This window comes from Neorhodopirellula pilleata, from assembly GCF_007859915.1.
Lineage (GTDB): Bacteria > Planctomycetota > Planctomycetia > Pirellulales > Pirellulaceae > Rhodopirellula > Rhodopirellula pilleata.
Genome location: NZ_SJPM01000002.1, coordinates 891,624 through 910,231, shown reverse-complemented (window position 1 = coordinate 910,231; position 18,608 = coordinate 891,624). Strand labels below are relative to the sequence as shown.

At 56.0% G+C, this 18,608-nt stretch carries 10 protein-coding genes and 1 pseudogene; 4 read left to right on the top strand and 7 right to left on the bottom strand.

Features of this window, described 5'->3' with window-relative positions; translation table 11 throughout:
- Positions 1-20: 20 nt before the first annotated feature.
- Positions 21-923 (top strand): diacylglycerol/lipid kinase family protein, encoded by a 903-nt coding sequence (locus tag Pla100_RS08450; RefSeq protein ID WP_146577192.1) that lies wholly within the window; start codon positions 21-23, stop codon positions 921-923.
- Here Pla100_RS08450 and Pla100_RS08445 read toward each other — a convergent pair.
- Positions 920-3,424, bottom strand: coding sequence for a serine/threonine-protein kinase (locus tag Pla100_RS08445; protein WP_146577191.1), 2,505 nt, complete (start codon positions 3,422-3,424; stop codon positions 920-922). The genes Pla100_RS08450 and Pla100_RS08445 overlap by 4 nt on opposite strands.
- A 230-nt stretch (positions 3,425-3,654) precedes the next feature.
- On the opposite strand from Pla100_RS08445, the gene Pla100_RS08440 reads away from it, so the two are divergent.
- Together Pla100_RS08440 and Pla100_RS32565 are read left to right on the top strand one after the other, a co-directional pair.
- The gene (locus Pla100_RS08440) at positions 3,655-4,698 is read left to right on the top strand and encodes an aldose epimerase family protein (protein ID WP_146577190.1); all 1,044 of its coding nucleotides are present in this window, start codon (positions 3,655-3,657) and stop codon (positions 4,696-4,698) included.
- Positions 4,699-5,273: 575 nt separating this feature from the next.
- A pseudogene (locus tag Pla100_RS32565) lies at positions 5,274-5,405 on the top strand (IS91 family transposase); the annotation flags it as partial.
- Between the two features lie 406 nt (positions 5,406-5,811).
- On the opposite strand, the gene Pla100_RS08435 reads toward Pla100_RS32565, so the two are convergent.
- The 3 genes from Pla100_RS08435 to Pla100_RS32160 all read right to left on the bottom strand — a co-directional run bounded on the left by Pla100_RS08435 (position 5,812) and on the right by Pla100_RS32160 (position 8,523).
- Complete coding sequence (locus tag Pla100_RS08435; RefSeq protein WP_146577189.1) at positions 5,812-6,291, bottom strand: hypothetical protein; 480 nt, start codon at positions 6,289-6,291, stop codon at positions 5,812-5,814.
- Positions 6,292-6,890: 599 nt separating this feature from the next.
- Entirely contained in the window at positions 6,891-7,229 is a 339-nt protein-coding gene (locus tag Pla100_RS32395; protein WP_390620582.1) for a MotA/TolQ/ExbB proton channel family protein, read from the bottom strand.
- Positions 7,230-8,400: 1,171 nt separating this feature from the next.
- Complete coding sequence (locus Pla100_RS32160; RefSeq protein WP_261344782.1) at positions 8,401-8,523, bottom strand: hypothetical protein; 123 nt, start codon at positions 8,521-8,523, stop codon at positions 8,401-8,403.
- Between the two features lie 181 nt (positions 8,524-8,704).
- Between Pla100_RS32160 and Pla100_RS08425 the strand changes: the two genes are divergently transcribed.
- Entirely contained in the window at positions 8,705-9,643 is a 939-nt protein-coding gene (locus tag Pla100_RS08425; RefSeq protein WP_146577187.1) for an alpha/beta hydrolase family protein, read from the top strand.
- Positions 9,644-10,131: 488 nt separating this feature from the next.
- Here Pla100_RS08425 and Pla100_RS08420 read toward each other — a convergent pair whose 3' ends face one another.
- From Pla100_RS08420 to Pla100_RS08410, 3 genes are all read right to left on the bottom strand, one after another.
- Entirely contained in the window at positions 10,132-11,574 is a 1,443-nt protein-coding gene (locus Pla100_RS08420; RefSeq protein WP_231602877.1) for a DUF7133 domain-containing protein, read from the bottom strand.
- A 75-nt stretch (positions 11,575-11,649) separates the two neighbouring features.
- Complete coding sequence (locus tag Pla100_RS08415) at positions 11,650-15,279, bottom strand: family 16 glycoside hydrolase (RefSeq protein WP_197167772.1); 3,630 nt, start codon at positions 15,277-15,279, stop codon at positions 11,650-11,652.
- A gap of 215 nt (positions 15,280-15,494) precedes the next feature.
- Positions 15,495-18,332 (bottom strand): DNA translocase FtsK, encoded by a 2,838-nt coding sequence (locus Pla100_RS08410; RefSeq protein ID WP_146577184.1) that lies wholly within the window; start codon positions 18,330-18,332, stop codon positions 15,495-15,497.
- Positions 18,333-18,608: the final 276 nt, after the last annotated feature.

Below are 18,608 nucleotides of genomic sequence, written 5' to 3'. Positions count from 1 at the left end.
AAGTTGATCGAGTCATAGTCATGCAATATCACGTCATTTGGAACGGTGGTTCCGGAAAATCCTTACAGATCGAGCAGTTGCGTCGATTGCTCGTGGACGTGCCGACTCGATGGACCGAGATGCAGCGTGACGTCGACCTGCATCAATGCATCGCCGCGAGCGAATGCCAAACCGTCATCGCCGCCGGAGGAGACGGCACCGTTAATGCGGTCGTTAACGCGATGATGAAAATCGACATTGCCTCCCGACCGAATCTTGCGGTCATCCCGCTTGGAACCGCCAACGATTTCGCCGGAACACTCGGAATCTCTGACGAGATCAATCTCGCCGTCGCCGAAATGCGTCACAGCGAGCCGATTCGCATGGACGTGGTAAAGGTGTTTGCGGAAAACTATCAACGATGGTTCGCCAACGTCGCCGCCGGAGGAAATTGCGTCCGCGTCTCCGAAGAGATGACAGACGAGATCAAGCAACGTTGGGGTGCGCTGAGTTACGTCCGTGGCGCGATTTCGGTACTTGCGGACATGAACAGCTACCGCGTGCGGATTGACATCGACGGTGATCAAATAGAAATGGATAGTTGGGCGATCCTCATTGCGAACGGCCGAACCAATGCGGGACGCATCGAGGTTGCCCCTTTGGCATCAACCGACGATGGTTTATTGGATGTTGTTTTGATTAAGGACGGCAACGTGATGGATATGGTAGAAATTGTCGCCGGGAATTTGTCCGGTTCCTTCGAGCAATGCGATCAAGTGATCTATCGTCAGGCAAAATGCGTGGAGTTGCAGTCCTCGCCCCCGATGAGATTCACGATGGATGGCGAGATTGTCGACGAAGAACCGATTCGCTTTTGCATCGAACCAGCCGCTATCGCCATGTACGTCGGACGCGACGGATCTATCCGACGCGATGGGGACTAATTGTGTACCTGGACAACGACGCCGACATCGGCGCTGGACTTGGAAATTCGCTCGCCCAATCGTACGCGTTTGGCGTACAAAGATGTTTCATCAGAGTAGCTGGTTTCGAACGTCGTACCGCCGAAAATGCGAGAGGCATCGGGAGCCAACGTGGCGATCGGTTTGCCGTGGTAGTGCGAACGAAACACACCTTCCGAGAGAACCATTTGAATCAAACCGTTTCCATCGGCAATGTAAACATTCACGCCGTCACGTCGAGTCGATTCGATCCGGTCTCGCATCAAACCACGGAGGTCAAGTTGGATGACAAGCAGCCCGAACGCGACATCGTTTCTTTGATCGTATACCGAAGTCGTGACTGTGAGAGCGAGCGAATCGTTGTATTCGGCGTCGACTCCCTGAACGGTCTTGTCACTGGTGTTCAACAGCACGTCACCCGGCATCAATGACGCCATGGTGGCATTTTGTTCGTCGATCGTGAACGATGAAAGAAGCGCCTCGGGAACACGGCGAACCAGCCCGGTTCCCACATTGCGTTCCACTCGTGTGATCTGTTTGGCTTGGTCACGGGCAAATGCGATCATTTCGATCGAGTGGTACGATTGGTTGCGATGCAGTAGTGCTTCCGCGATGGATGCAAAACGATTTTGCATCTCCGAGCGGTTCGAAGCATCAATCGATTCCGTGGCGGCCGTCGGGGGCGAATCATGAGCCCCCTCGATGATCTGTTGCACGGCGGGCAAACTGGCCAAAAACCGAGCGTCTTTGATTCCGTCCTCGGCTTGGGCTTGCATGTGAAAAGCGAGTTCCTTGACGACGTCGGCGGCTTGTTGGAAGCGATGCGACATCGCAGCTTTTTGGTTTTGCCGCACCAGATATGTTGAAATAAAAATCACTAGGATCAAAACGACCGACGCGACGCCGATGAACTGAGACCATTTCGGATGTTCGCTAACCCACCGACTAACTTTGCGACGGGAAGGTTCCTTGTAAGCCGAAACTTTACGTCCGGCCATGTAACGCTCTAAGTCTTCGGCGAGCGCGGAAGCCGATGGATATCGCAGGCATCTTTTCTTCTGAAGAGCACGAAAGCAGATCGCGTCGAGTTCGGGAGGAACCGTCGGAACCACTTCTTTGGCGTGGACGACCTTGCCGCTGACGATCTCCGTCAATAGCTCACTGAAGGTCACATTGACCGAACTATCGTGCGACGGCTCGTGAGGCGATTGGCCGGTCAGAATGGCGAACAGAATGCCTCCCAAACCGTAAACATCGGTGCGTTCGTCGATCAGTTCGATGTGCCCGGATGCCTGTTCGGGCGCCATGTACATCGGCGAACCCAATACTTGACTTGCCAGGGTCAAATTCGATGATGCGATTTCATCGTCACCGATTTCAAAGGCCGCTTCGGCGGCTCCCGTATCGTCGTTGATCTTGGCCAGCCCCCAGTCGAGCAAGATCACTTGGCCGAAGCTATCCAGCGCAACGTTCTCGGGTTTCAAATCACGATGAATAACCTGTTTGGAGTGAGCGTACGCGACCGAGTTACAAAGTTCCACAAACGCGCTAATTAAGCGATGCAGAATCAGCGGGTCGTCGTTGCCGGTCTCGCGTAGCTCGTGGTACTCACTGATCGCGTTTTGCATGGTTTGTTTACCCATGAAACGCATCACATAGAAAAACCGGCCCGTCTGGATGTCGGTGCCGAACTCATAGATGGGAACGATGCCGGGATGCTCTAATCGTCCGGTGACCTCGGCTTCGCGGCGGAATCGGGCCAGTGTGCTTGCGCTGACCCGGTCGTTTTGATTTCGAATCTCCTTGATCGCGACGTAGCGGCGAAGGTTTTCATCTCGGGCGAGCCAGACGGTTCCCAAACCGCCTTCACCGATTTTTCGCACAAGACTGAACCGGGTAATGAGCCCCCGTTCGTTGTCGTCAGATTTCGGCTCCGAGCTGTGCCCCAAGCCGAGTAGCTTGGCTAAACGACCGCTTCCGTCGATCCGGAGCATTTGGCTGCCGCCCAAAGACATGGATTGCGATCGCGGATCCTCGGCAACCGATTGGTTCACCGAATCTTTGAGCTTCCGCGCCTCGGCTTGCCAGTGCGAGATCTCTTCCTCGGTCAAGATGCCATTGCGGACGAGTTGCTCGGCCAGCGACTGATTGCCGAACACGGTCCAATCTTTGACCGCGCGTTCGAGTTGTCGTTCTTTGACCTTGCCGCTGCGGACCAATGCGGCGGCGAACGCTAGGTCCGAAACTTGTTTATCGAGCGAAGTATCAGTCGACGACTGAGACAAATTGGCGTCGGTATCAGTTTGATCGACCGTCGGCGTGAAGTCCTGGGTCGCCACCAGATCAGGCAAAGGCGAGGGAACCTTCTCACGCCTTCCGCCGTCCCCGGCGGGAGTTCGAGCTGAACGCAGCAGAATCTGCTGGTTTTCAGCCAGCGGATCTGTCGATGCGGATCGTTCGGTTGGGGACGTGGCGTCAGACATGTGGGATCGGACGGAGTGGGGGACCGGCGGTGACCCATCATAGTTGCTTCATGAAAACTTTTTCTAATTTTGACGTGGTGGGACTAAAAACCAGTCAATCCTAATGGTTCGGAACGATTTCCAGCATTAAAACTCCGTCTCGAAGCACTCTTGCAAGCGACCGCAGACTTCCACAGACTGGTCGAATTCTCCAGTTTCCAGCTTCACTTTCGAGCCCCACCGATCGCCCTATGACCATCCAAACCTCTTCATTCGGAAAGACCTCCGACGGCCAAGCGGTTACCCGAATGACCCTCACCAATCGTCACGGAAACTCCATTTCGGTGATGGATTGGGGTGCCTCCTTGCTGGAAGTGAACGTTCCCGATCGAGACGGCAAACTGGCCAATGTGAACATGGTGTTTGATTCGATCGAGCGTTATCTCGCACCGCACCCTGGATTCGGCAGCTCGATCGGTCGGTTTTGCAATCGGATCGGATTCGGAACCTTTACGATCGACGGCGTCCAACATCAGGTCACCATCAATCATGGCAAACACTGCCTGCATGGCGGAAAAGTGAACTTCTCTCACAAGTTATGGACGGGCGAGACGCTGGAAGCCGACGCCATGACCGGTGAAGGGGTGCGATACACGTTGATCAGTCCAGACGGAGACGAAGGGTTCCCCGGCGAAGTCACCGCCACCGCGGAATACCGATGGAACGATGACAATGAATTAACCATCGTCTACACCGCTAAAACAACCGCACCCACGCACGTGAACTTGACCAACCACAGTTATTGGAATCTGGCGGGAGTGGGATCGGGGACGGCTCGCGAACATATTGCGGTCATTCATGCGAACGAACTGCTCGACGTGGATGATGATTTGATCCCGACGGGTAAGCTGAACTCCGTCCAGAATACGCCATTTGATTTCTTGCATCCTGAAACGTTTGCCAAACGAATCGACCAGTTGCCCGCGACGAAGGGATACGATCATTGCTATGTCGTCGCAGGTCAGCCCGGTAACTTGCGTCCAGCGGCTCGGGTAACGGATCATTCAACCGGCCGAGTATTGGAAATCGAAACCACCCAACCGACGATGCAGCTCTACACCGCCAATCATTTGGGTGGCAACGAATCATCGGCGGGACATGGCAGTCACGATGCGTTTTGTCTGGAGACTCAGCACGCACCGGACGCGCCCAATCATGAGAATTTCCAATCAACGCTATTGCGCCCCGGCGATGAAGTCCGAGAAATCACGGTTCATCGCTTTTTGGTTGATTAGGTCTTGTTAAGTAGGCTGGGTGGAGGAGGGCTTTGACGACGAACACCCGGCAGCGGTTTTGGGTCAATGTAGTTTGAACCGATGCGTGCCGGGTCTCCGCTATCGCTGCGACCCAGCCTACGACTAGCCGGCGATTACTTTTGTCGGGTCACTTGTTAAGTAGTCTGGGTGGAGGAGGGCTTTGACGACGAACACCCGGCAGCGGTTTTGGGTCAAGGTAGTTTGAACCGATGCATGCCGGGTCTCCGCTATCGCTGCGACCCAGCCTACGACTAGCCGGCGATTGCTTTAGTCGGTTTACTTGTTAAGTAGGCTGGGTGGAGGAGGGCTTTGACGACGAACACCCGGCAGCGGTTTTGGGTCAAGGTAGTTTGAACCGATGCGTGCCGGGTCTTCGCTATCGCTGCGACCCAGCCTACGACTAGCCGGCGATTGCTTTAGTCGGGTTGCTTGTTAAGTAGGCTGGGTGGAGGAGGGCTTTGACGACGAACACCCGGCAGCGGTTTTGGGTCAATGTAGTTTGAACCGATGCGTGCCGGGTCTCCGCTATCGCTGCGACCCAGCCTACGACTAGCCAAAATCTGACCGCACCGATGCAGTGCACCGAGTGCGGCGGGGAGATGCGAGTGGTCGAGGTGACTTATCAGAGCCTTGATTCGATGGGCATCCAGATCGAGCGTGGCTTGACGTACTTCGATAGCGGATAAGGAAAGATGAAGCGACTCCCACCCATCAATGAACACGAAACGTCTTCGGGAGGGCGAATGATGAAGGTGCGTCTAAGTGGCAGTCAAACGCGTCAAAAAACACGAACAGTGTGCTTGAGACGGCTGAACTGCGTGGTGACTTCGCTCGTTTTGGCGCGAAAGCACCCAATCAATCCACGCATTCGATCTCGCATAGGTACCACCATCCGCACCGGAGTACCAAGCACGGAAGCAAAAACCATACAGGCGATAGGCTGCGTGGGAAATCCAACCGGGCTTCTTGAACAGAGGACTTGAGCTTCGGCTAGTGGCACTGGCTTCGGGCAGCGACTTACGGACCAGCCAAGAAAAAGATTCGAACTCAAACCACGCCTCGCCGCGAAGTCAAATCCTTATTGGTTCGCCGCTATCTGTATACGGCCCAGAGGTAGTTTCTCGATGTGTGCGGATCGTGCCAAAGGGTTGTCACGCCTCCGCGCGTAGATCGAACGATCACAAATTTTAGCATATGTTCGGAGAAGCCGCTGGGTGACCCCATGCGCAGCGTAAACGTATCACGCTCCTCGTTGATCAGCGTTGGTTTTAAGTATTCATTGGCGTCTACGAGCCAGTTCGGTGAACGCGGAGTAGAGTTAAGTTCGGGCTTGAGGGCCCGAAGGTCATCAACCCATTGTTGCACGCCTTGCAGATCGGCGGTGAAGGTCGCGCGATGCTGTCCGGAAAGGTGAGTAACGGCAATATGTGTAGCGTTAGAAGGAACCTCGATAACGGAGTTGCTCGGAACGCTCGATGCGGAATTGAAGGTTTCCGTGCTAGGGCCACAGCCAATCGTGGCGACGATCAAGCAGGCGACCAAAGCGTTGGTATTTCGTAGTCTTGCGGACATGCCTTCAGTCGGCGAACACCACCGATCACGGAGCGGCCGGTAAAAAGTTGGAAGTTCCAATACAGCGTCCTGGCCGCTGCCGTGGATCGGATAGTTCGTCGTGTCCCAACGGCGACAGTTCGAACGAGTTTGGCCGGATGTCAGTGTATCGAACGCGGGCGAACCAGTGTTCAACGAGCGTTGATTCAGTCCTGGATTCGGGTCGGGGCCGGGCGTTGCAACATCGACGAACACCGCCGATCACGGAGCGGCCGGTGAAAAGTTGGAAGTTCCAAAATAGCGTCTTGGCCGCTGCCGTGGATCGGATAGTTCGTCGTGTCCCAACGGCGACAGCTCGAACGAGTTTGGCCAGATGTCATTGTATCGAACGTGGGCGAACCAGTGTTCAACGAGTGTTGATTCAGTCCTGGATTCGGGCCGGGGACGTGCGTTGCAGCATCGACGAACGACCGCGATCACCCCGTCGCGGCGAAAGATTTTCAATTGTCAAAACGCTCGGCTCCGGGACTGGGGTGCATCGCTTGGTTCGTCGGTCATTCTTGGTGTGGTAACCATATTTAGTGTACCACAATGCAGCGTCTACAATCAAATCGGAAAGTCTATTGTGTCGATGCGACGGCAGCAGAACGTTTAATCTTGCGAAGCTTGAGTGTCGCCCATATCCATACTGCGCATGCCACTATCGCTACCGGAATTGATATTGATCCAATGGAAAGAGATGTCGAAATGTCGCCCCCCAATTGACTCGGATCTACGTTTTCCGACTTCGCTAACGCGTCAAAGGAACGCATTATTCCAATCACTGTCAGTACCACTCCGCTGACGATCGCTAGCGGTGCGATCAAGCCACTCGCGAATCGGATCCGACGTAGCAATAAGCCACGATCCAAGTCGTGATGAGCGTTAGCGGTTGGTGAAGAGTATGGATTCGAGTGCATCGTTTCAGCCCGACGAACACCGCCGATCACGGAGCGGCCGGTAAAAGGTTTGAAGTTCCAAAATAGCGTCTTGGCCGCTGCCGTGCATCGGGATAGTTCGTCGTGTCCCAACGGCGACAGTTCGAACAAGTTTGGCCGCATGTCAGTGTATCGAACGCGGGCGAACCAGTGTTCAACGAGCGTTGATTCAGTGCTGGATTCGGGTCGGGGACGGGCGTTGCAACATCGACGAACACCACCGATCACGGAGCGGCCGGTGAAAAGTTGGAAGTTGTAGAAAGTCGTCTTGGCCGCTGCCGTGGATCGGATAGTTCGTCGTGTCCGATGGGGTCACGTAAGGCGGTTGCTGTACCCAAAATCGTACCGATTTACACAGATAAAGTCTATCAATTCCAACACTACACTTCCGAACGGCCAAAATCCCGAACGTTGAATCAGTGTGCGATTAGCGAAGATTAGCGTTCAGCGCAGCCCGTCTTTAGGGAACACTAATCAGCACTAATCGAACGCTAATCCTTGTCCCGAGTTCACGACCGAATAGTCGACACAACAGCGAAAGTTTGAACGAGTTTGGCCACATGCCAGTGTATCGAACGTTGGCGAACCAGTGTTCAACGAGCGTTGATTCAGTCCTGGATTCGGGCCGGGGACGGGCGTTGCAGCACCGACGAACAAAATAATTATACAGGTTTGAACCGGTATATGTTCATACACCAGGTTTTATTTTGCCAATATACCCCGCTGTTGCCCGCCGATCTAGCCAGAGGCCGGTGATTTAAGGGTACTGCGGGCTTTGGTGTGGATGGGCAGTCGGCGCGGTATTTCTTCCGCATTGACCAAAGTCTGGGCATTATCAGGAGCCGGATCCGTCTCTGCCGATGGAGCCATCAAAGAAATTCGGCGCTTGCGAGGGGAAATGGGCGATTGTCTTGGCTGCCAAGATCTTGAAACGCGTTGAGCATTCTAAGTCGGAAACAATGGCGATCGCGTTAACTCGATTTCGTAGTCGTCGCACAAGGAAAAACGCAGTGACTCCTCCACCTTCTCCTGCAGCCAACGTCCTGTGGCATCTCGGCGGTAAGCATCGCGTGAACATTAAGTGGTGGCGACTTTCAGTCGCCAAACCCTGAAACGTCGACTGAAAGTCGACGCCACGTTAAGAATCCATCACTTATTGTTCACGCGATGCTAAGCTTCCAGAGTCTGCGATTCCGTCCCACAATTCCCAGTCACCTTCCCAGGTTCGGTAATCTGCGAACGTGTAGTGCGGTACGTATTTTCTCAGTGCGGTCATCGCTTCCCTCAAAACCAACAAGATCAACGGGCAGATCGCTCGCTCGCCGCCCCTTTTCAAAACGGCGTATAGTATAACGGAATCGCGAGCACGTTTCCGTTTCACTCAGGAGAGCCTCATGGGGCCGTTACCTTGCCATTTCATTCGAATTCGAAGAGTTTTGGTAGTTGCAAGTTTGGTATTGATTTCGACCCTCTCTTTCGCTGACGCACCGAGTCGAGTCGAAGTCAACGAACATCTGCTTGAACCAGTCGATTCGGCGCGATCCAGAACGGTGCCGATCAAGTTGTACATTCCCTCGACGGCATCTGAATCGTCTCCTGCGCCGGTCATCCTCTTCTCTCATGGGCTTGGCGGTTCGCGAATGAACTCGGTTTATCTAGGCCGACACTGGGCGGAGGCCGGCTATATCGGGGTCTTCATGCAGCACATCGGCAGTGATGAATCGGTGTGGAAGGGGGTGCCGGCCCGCGAAGTCATGACGGCCTTGCGGAACGCGGCAAGCGGTCCGTCGCTCAAGGATCGTCAAGGTGATGTTCCGTTTGTGATCGATCGGCTTGCTCAATGGCAGCAGGAAGAAGGGCATCCGCTCAAAGGAAAGATGGACCTTGAGCACATCGGCATGAGCGGTCACAGCTTCGGGGCTGTTACTTCGCAAGACATGATGGGGCGGAAGTATCCTTTCAATCGATCGTTTGCCGATCCACGGCTTGATGCATTTTTGTTGATGAGTCCATCGCTTAGCCGTGGATCGACGGCGGAGCGGCAATTCAGCCATATCGCGGCTCCGGTCTTGTGCATGACGGGAACCAAAGACGACAGCCCCATCGATCCGAATCGCTCCACCCCCGATTCGCGACGTGAAGTTTACAGAGCACTGCCCATCGGCGATAAATTCGAACTTGTCTTCAAGGATGGTGAACACCATGCATTTAGCGACGCGACCGCGCGCGGACGCGGCCCGAGGCTGCCTCATCATCACGGGGCGATTCAGAAGATCAGCACAGAATTTTGGAACGCGTATTTGCGAGACGACCAAAAATCAAAATCTTGGTTGCAATCCAGTTCGGTCGAGCACGATGCGGGACTGATTGACGGGGATGTCTGGCAATGGAAGTAGAAAGGGCGATGGGCTTCGCTACCCTAAGTTTCATGCTTGACAAAGCATCAAGCATCGCGTGAGCATTAACCGTCGCATTATAAAAGTGGCATAGGCTTCCAGCCTTTTTATACCCCACAAGTCCTCATGTATTGCTCCCCTGCCAGCTCGTCTGGCAGGAAGCTGAGGTTGGCAAGCTAGACACGAGCCGCAATTCCCCCAACCTTCCGATTTTCACTTGTGCTCGCCGCTTGAAGCGGCGAGCACAAGTGAAAATCGGAAGGTTGGGAGGGCGTCGTTGTCTAGCTTGCGAATCTTATTCACCCACGAGACGAGCTCGTGGGGGTCAAAAAGTTGTGGAGTATAAAAAGGCTGTAAGCCTATGCCACTTATTGTTCACGCGACGCATAGAGCCTCTCCGAAAAGGGGTCTGACCCTTTGGAGGCGAGTCGACAATCGTTGTTTTATTGGTATCGCCGGAGAGGGTCAGACCCCTTTACGGAGAGGCTCTAAGGCTGAAACGCGTTGAGCGTGTAGTAGGCTTGGGAATGCAACAGCGGCTCCGCGTTGGTATTGCGAACGCCGCTGACGTTGAGTTGATGGACGTGGCCGAGTTGCAGGCCCTCGACGGTGATCGCCACTTTCATCCCGTCGTCGGAAACCTTCGCCGCTGTGATGGTCGGCTTGGTCGCGTCGACTTCGGGGCTGCCGTATTGCGATCGGTATTCGTACGTGTACGTTTCCAGTTCGTACGACGAGACGTTTTCCGCAGTGCTAGCATCGACTCTTTGCGTGAAGGTCAATTCAAATCCGTCCTTGGTCAAACGCATGTGTTGAATTTCAAAGGGGACCTTGCCGGTCCAATCTAAACGCTCCACCGCAAACGGCTTGGGGCCTCGGGAGCCCCATCCACGGTTCGTGCCGCCGACGAAGATCGCCCCGCTGGCGTCCATCTCCACGCCGACGTTCCCCGACGCGAAGCCTTTCTTGAACGGGAAACAGGCTCCCTGCCAACGTCCGGCAACTTCTTCTAAATCAACCCGCATCAAGGTCGAGTGCGATTGATCGGCGACGAACAGTTGCCCGGAGAAAGGACCGAACTTGCCGCCGGTGGTGTCGCAGGTGATTCCCGAGGCGCTTTTGCCCATCTTGTCATAAGGGAACATGATGACCGTCGGAATCAATTCGGGGATCTTGGTCGCTTCGACGTGCATCCGGCTGCCGCTTTCCGGTTCGGTCGGCTTGGGACCCATGTCGGGTGCGTCCTTGTACCAATCAAAACCGCCTGGGTGACCGACGAAGGCTTTGGGTCGCAATAGTTTTAATCCACACGTTCCGTTCCACGGGCCTTGGTTGTCGGTGTAGAACAAGTTGCCGTGTGCATCGAACCCCATCCCGCCGGGCGATCGCACGCCGCTGGTGTAGGGAGTCACTACTCCATCCGAACTGATCTTCATCGCCCATCCGCGAAACGGCGAATGGCTGCTGAACGATCCGGTTAAACACAAGGTCACGTACAGGTTGCCGGCATCGTCGAACTTCGAACCGAAGGCGTATTCATGGTAGTCACCGTTGATGCCCCAACCGTCACCGTGGGTGACGAACACGTCGGCTTGGCCGTCGCCATCGGTATCTTTGATTTTGGTGACTTCGGGACGTTGGGTCGCGTAGAGCCAACCGTCGCGTTCGGCCAAACTGAGCGTTTCATGAAGACCGCGTGCGAACAAGCTGAACTGGTCGGCGGTGACCTTCTCGGCGAGCGGATCGCGAATCATGAAAATGTCGCCGCGGCGGGTACAGACCGCAAGCCGACCATCATCCATCCGCTCGAACCCGCACGCTTCGATCACCTCGCCTTCAGGAGTTTCGAACGTGGTGATGCGATAGTAGTCGTCTTCGGTCGGTTGAGTTTTCTCGTCCGCTCCAGCCGCAGGGCCCGTCACCAATGACATGCCAAACGTGAGCCAAGAGACCGCCAAAACGACGGCGGGAAAATTCGGTGCAAAGAGTTGTAATTTCATAATGATCTACCAGCGAATGATTTGAGTGATGGTCGTTTTGGTGCCGCTCGGGACGATGCCACGCAGGAATGACTTGCCATCAAGATTGACGACGCTGAGTTCGATTCCTTCGACATGAACGTTGATCTCATCATTGATGCGGTAGCCGCCGTCGCTGACTTCAATCTTGCCCGAACCGAGTTGCACGACCAAGTCTTCCTTCGCATCGATGATCAGTTGCCGATCGAATCCCTTTTCGTTCGCGACGGGGTAATCTTCGACGAGGCTTTCGTTGATGCGATACCCGAACATCGGATTGCCATCGGCATCGAGGCGATAGCCGACGAAACGGTAGCCCAGTTCACGTGCGGTTTGCGTCGGCCAAGTGGCACTGAGTCGATCGGTGACGTTGTCCGAATCAAGTGAGATGATCGGCATCGCGACGTCGATTGTGGTGATCGCATCACCCTGTGGTTTTTGGCGACCTTGCCCGCGGCCGACCCAGTGCATCGATGCGTCCACGAATTCGTTTCGCCAAATACGGGCCAGACTCATCTGTTCGGCGTCCCAGAGAAGATTGACTCGGGTCGGGTACGCGACTCCGATCCCGCGGGCGCTGATGTCGCTGAAGAAATTTCGGTAGAGGCGAGGTCGCTCGACGGCTTTCAAAACGATCGCGGCTTGATTCAGACCGAGTGGTTCTTTCGCCGCATTGCCGAGGGAGAGGTATTTCCACATCGCGTCGATTTGCAACGGCGGGCTGCCGTCATTGATGTCCACGATCGCGGATCGGCCGTCGACGAAACTGTTCGGCATGCGCGTTCCGGGCCGGTATTTCGTCGGGTCTTGCAAGTAGCGTTGGAACCACGACGGACGCAAACGCTGAGGCATCATCAGCATGTCGATTGCGCCGAGTCCGCCGCCCTTGTCACCACCGAAGGAGTGACACTTGATGCACGAGAGACCTTCGTCGCCGCATAGTTTACGGCCGTTGATGACGACCTCTTCATCGCTGAGATCGGTTTGGGTGGATTGCATCTCGTCGCGTCGTTCCAGTTGGATGAGCGCGGCGATCAATGGCTTCAGTTTTTCATCATGAAACGCGGGCATCCGCGTGCCCATGTAGTCTCGCGCGTTGGCACCATTTTTGAGAACCGAGGTCAAGTAGTCGTCGTTGAGTTTGTCCGCGACGCCATCGAGTGGCGGCGGCAAGCGGCCTTCCCAACCCATCTCGGGAATCGTGGTGGTGAAGTAACCGTCACGCGAAGGTTCCGGTCCGCCGATGGAATTGCGAACATGGCAGGCGTAACAGTTCAGTGCCGCGAGGGTGAGGTGGATGGCACGGGATGTGTCGGCGGTGGACGTGTCGGCAGTGGCCTTGTCGGCGGTGGTCTTCGGAGATTGCGACATCATCGATTCGATCGCGGCGACTTGGGTCGAGCCGAGTTGATAGTCGACGGCGGGCGACTTCACTTGATCTGACAGACAGCCTCGTCCAGGTTGAATTTGGTTCCAAGCCGGAGCCAGGGATGGATAGGTCAGATTGGAATCGGACGTCGCGTCCGCGAACACATGGCAGTTGACACATCCTGCCGTCGCGAACAATCGCCGGCCTTCATCGACCAAGGACGCGTCGGGTTGAAAATCACTGGGCAACAGATCCAGCGGCCCGGCCCCGGCCTTGGCGGTTAAGATCCAGGTTGAAATGTCCGATCGCCCCATTTGCGGGTCGTCCATTTGCAAACTCAATTCGATCTGCCCGCCGCCGTCGAAGTACTCGACTCGGATCGGCTGGATGCCCGCTTTCAATTCGAATGTCGCTTCACGGTTGTTCGCCGGATGAATGCCGTCATTGACCAGCTCTTGGTCACCGATGCGAAGGCGAGATCCGTCATCGCTGCGTAGCACGAATCGGTACTTTCCGTCGGCCTCGATCGACAGGTTGCCTTCGAACACGATTCCGAAATGTTGGTTGGGGCGGATGTCGTCGATCTTGAGCGTGCCGACTTCATCGATCTTGACGGGTTCCAATTCATCAAAGTTGGGCAGGTTTTCCCACTTACCACGGTAAATTTTTCGAACCCATCCGGCGGTCGATTCGGACTTGGTGACTTCACCGGTCAGGTAAGCCGCGATAGCCGTTGCGTCGGTCCCATTCCCCACGAGCGCGGGCATCCGAATCCCCGGTCGCACTTCGTTACAATTTCGCAAGAACGCGGCCAAGGATGGGACGGTGTATTTGCGATGCAATTCGCCCAAAGGCACCGAAGTCGAATGAGGCGTTGACGGTTCGCGACGTGACGCGTGGCAGGCGACGCAGCCGACGGTGTGATAAAGTTTCTCACCTTGGTCGATCAGGGCTTGGTTGACCGGTCGATCGGCGATTTGTCCGGTTCCGCGCGCGATCAGATAGCTGGCGATCTTCGCGGCATTATTTTTCCGCGTTGCGGCGTCCGCGCCGGGCCATGGATCGGGCATCGTGGTGTTGGGCTTGGCCGCATGTGGGTCGGCGATCATCGCGTGAATCGCGTCATGACGAACTCGCCCGGCCAAGCGATTCAAGTCCGGGCCGCGTTGATCGGGCAACATCCCTGAAGCGGCGTCACCTTGCGAGTGACAAGCGGCACAGGCCAAATTGCTAACCAAGAGTGCCCCGGCGTCGGCGGTCGACGTGGACTCGGTTCCGACGAAGCGTTCGAAGCCCGGAACGATCGGTCGGCGGGCTTCACGATCTGCGTCACGAGGCAACAACCAGATATTGCGAAAGCGAACCGGGTCGCCGTGGTCTTGCAAATAGATCGGTCCAGGTTGCGGCCCTTCTTGTAACTTCGAAGCCGTGGTTGACTTGGGCACCTCGACGTCGTTTTGAACCATGATGCCGTTCAAGCGAACCGTCATTCTTGCGTTGGCGATTTTTTTTCCTGCCTCGTCGTAACGTGCGGCGGTGAAATCAACGTCGTAGGTTTGCCAAGTCAATGGAGGGAAGCACGCGTTGACTGACGGTGCGCTAACCGTATAGATGCCTCCGGCTTCGTTATCGAGGCCTTCGCAGCCAAACGAATCGAGGACTTGAGTTTCGTAGCGAGCTTGGTGATAAATTCCGCTGTTGCCACGCTGTTGTCCGGTTCGCTCGGGTGCCCATGGTGTCTGAAATTCGACGTGCAATTGATAATCGCCGAATGTTTGCCGGGTCTGGGTTCCCTGCATCAACCAACCCTCTTCGCTGACGCGAGCGCCGTCCCAATGTTGTTCGGCGGACGCTTGGGAACCATCGAACAGCACCGTCGCCCCGACGGGGGCGGGCCGACCGAGCGTGGGGCTTTTGCGTTCCACCCTGGTCAGTTTCATCGAATCGATCAGGTCTTCGACGGTGTCACGATCACTTTCGATCCGCCGTGGGTTCGGTTTGGCACCCGCACCCGGCAGTCCGCCTTCGAAGATGACTAGGTCAAACTCGCCTTCACCGCGAGCGATCACCTGCATCGCTTGGTCGACGCCCACGTACTCGCCCTGAATCGCGAAATCGTCGTCTTGTTGAGCGGTCGTGAGATCAGGCGTCCCGGCGGCGGGACAATCGATCACGGCAAAGAGGTTGACCCAAAAGGCCAAAAACGCGGCTAAAACGGGGGCCGGTAAGCGGGAAAGAAAACGTGGCATCGACGGTCGCTCGGTGGGAATGAAACGGAGGGGCCGCATTGTAATTGATGCGGCCCCTCCGTGTACCGGCTGAGCGAAAAAGGAAACGCTAGTGCTTTGTTCCAACGTTAAGTTCGGGTTGGCATATCGTGGCACGGCGGTCCCCGCCGTGTTTCACGGTGGGGACCACCGTGCCACGTTTTAAGCCAACCCTCATTTTAAATATTGACGAAACGCTAGGCGTCCTCGTCGTAGTCCTCGTATTCGTCGTCGGCGTAGTCGTCACGGTCGGTCTCGTCATCTTCGGTCGGAACGCTTTCGGTCGGAACGCTCACGGCGGAAACACTCGATTTTCTCGTTAGGACCGGTTCCGAATCCGCGTCGGACTGCGTTTCGGATTCGATGCCCTGCATCGCGTTCCATTGCTCCATGGTCAACAACACGTCCCGCGATTTGGAACCGTTGTACTGGCCCACGATTCCGTCTTCGGCCATGTAGTCGATCAGCCTCGCGGCGCGTCCGTAGCCGATTCCGAGGCATCGTTGGATCAACGATAACGAGCCACGACCTTCGCGAATGACGACCTCGATCGCGCTTTCGTAAAGCTCATCCTTCTTTCGCAAGCTGTCGACGTCCAAGTCGCCGCCGCCACCTTCGCCTTCCTCGTCCACTTTCAGGTTCATCAACTCGCCGATAAACCGCTGTTCTCCCCCGCTACTGCAATGATCGCAAACGCGATCAATTTCCGCGTCGGACAGATAGGTGCCCTGGCCTCGGATGAGCGTGCTCGTGCCGGGCCACAGGAACAACATATCGCCGTTACCGAGCAACTTGTCGGCACCGTTTTCGTCGAGCACCACGCGGCTGTCGGTCTTCGACGCGACTTGGAAGCTCAAACGCGCCGGAAGGTTCGACTTGATCAAACCGGTGATGACGTCGACGGTCGGTTTTTGCGTCGCGAGGATCAAGTGGATTCCGACGGCTCGAGATTTTTGCGCCAAACGAATGATGTGTTGTTCGACGTCCTTGCCGGCGGTCATCATCAGGTCCGCCATTTCGTCGGCGATGATGACGATGAAGGGAAGCTTGTCGGGTACGTCGACGCCGCCTTCCGCCTCATCGATTTCCAGACGGCGCAACACTTCTTCGCGCCCGAGATCGTTGTAGCTATTGATGTGACGCACGCCCGCTTTGGCGAGTAATGAGTATCGCTCTTCCATCTTGTCGACCGCCCATCCCAGGATGGCTTCGGCTTTTCGCATGTCCGTGATCACCGGGTGCATCAGATGCGGCAGTCGTCCGTATCCGCTCAGTTCGACCATCTTGGGGTCGATCATCAGCATTCGAACTTCGTCGGGTTTGCAGCACATCAAGATGGACGTGATGATCGCGTTCAAACATACCGACTTACCCGTACCGGTCCGACCGGCGATCAACAGGTGAGGCATCTTAGCCAGATCGACGGGCATCGGATCGCCCGAAACGTCTTGTCCGAGGAAGACCGGGATGTTCATTTTGTGAATGCGTGAATCGGATTGCTCGATCACATCACGCAATCGCACGACTTGGCGGATTTCATTGGGGACTTCGATCCCTACCGTATTCTTGCCGGGGATCGGAGCGACGACGCGAACACTGGGGACTCGCAGCGCGATCGCGAGGTCGTCGGCCAGCGCGCTGATCTTGTTGAGTCGTAAACCGGGTTCGAGTTCGATCTCGTATTGTGCGATAACCGGGCCGAGGGTGATGTTCGTCACCCGGACCTTACAACCGAAGTTGCAGATCGTTTCTTGCAACAGGATTGCTTTGCGGTTCGCTTCGGCTTCCTGTTCGGCGTAGTCGAATCCATCGCTACTTTCGAGCAATTCTAGACTTGGTAAGCGGTAGTCGGACAAGTCATCGGCGGCATCGAGGACGGCGTCGTCGAGTTCTTCGCGGAAGTTCTTGCGACGCGGCGTTTGGATACTCGGTGGTTCGACTAATTCGTGGGCGTCGTCGTTACGGAGTACATGGGATTCGTCGTCGATCACCAGTTCGCGGGTCACCGATTCGTCTTCGTCATTTTCGTCTTCCCATTCCTCGTCGCCGGTTGCCGCATCGCTGTCGGATGTTTGGGCGGCGGCGGTTAAACCTGCTGCGGCGGCCAGTCCTGCGGTGATCGCGGCAGCTTTGGCCAAACCGCTCTTGCGTTTAGATTCGTTGTCCGCATCGGCCGATGCCTTCTCCGCAGTCGCCTTTTCGGATGCGGCCAACTCGGCCGCCTTGGCGGCTTCCTCGGCGATGCGTCCGGGCGATCGAATGGAGATCTGTGGTTCGGGCGGATCGATTCGATCTTGCACGATCGGTGGAGTTTCCCCGTCAAGCTGGATCGGGCTGCCGACGTCCGTGAACGGTTGGCGGCGTCGTTTAAGCGTCACCGGCATCACGCCGGCGGCGCGGACGATGCCTTTGCGGGATACCTTGGCACCACCAACGACGACTTTCTTTCCCGCGTAAACGAGCATGTAGTCGGTCGTCAAAAGTAGCCCAACGGCTAGGATTGATAGCGTCAGAATCCAAGAGCCGACCGGATGAAAATGCTGCAAAAGGAACGTCGATCCCATGGCCCCGAGGTACCCGCCGTTGCCGACGACCGGCATGCCTTTTAAATCGATCGTCGTCATCGAGGCGGCCGTGCAAGCGCCGACCAGGACAATGCAACCGCCGAGCGAACGGAGGACGGGGGCGTTCATTTTGCCGCGGATCAACAGTGCCGTGGCGACCCCGCCACCAGCGCCGATCAACAGCGAAACGCCGATGCCGACGGCCTCAAGCAACAGCGCCGAGATCAACGCGCCGAGCGAGCCGCACGCGTTCTGGACCGTCGAGTTGATCGGATAGACTGAAACGTCCGGCGTATAAAATTCCGACACCGGCCAAACGTTGGTCGGGACCGGATCGGCGGGATCGTGGGTCAACACGGCCACAAACGTCAACAGTGTTCCGGCGACGATGATCAGGGCCGGAACGTCACGGCGAAGCGAAACCGGGCGAACCGATTCGGCTTCGGGGTTGGTTTGGGCCGCAGTCGACATGGCAGCTTTCTGGGGCAAGGAAGCGATAGAAAGATGGAAACGAACATACTCAATTCGTTACATCGTCCATCGATGGCCTCCGAATGAAGCGAATAATCGCTATTAACGGTGCCTCGCTTACCGGCCTGTTGACTTAGTCTGAATCATAACCCGACGCGTGAGTTTTGAAGAGCAACATACCAGTTGCACTTTTGCCTGTGGCATCGGTTTTTAGTAAGCCGCTGCGTAAGCTCACTGTACCACACATCTGTCGTGTCTTTTGAGGACGACAAAACT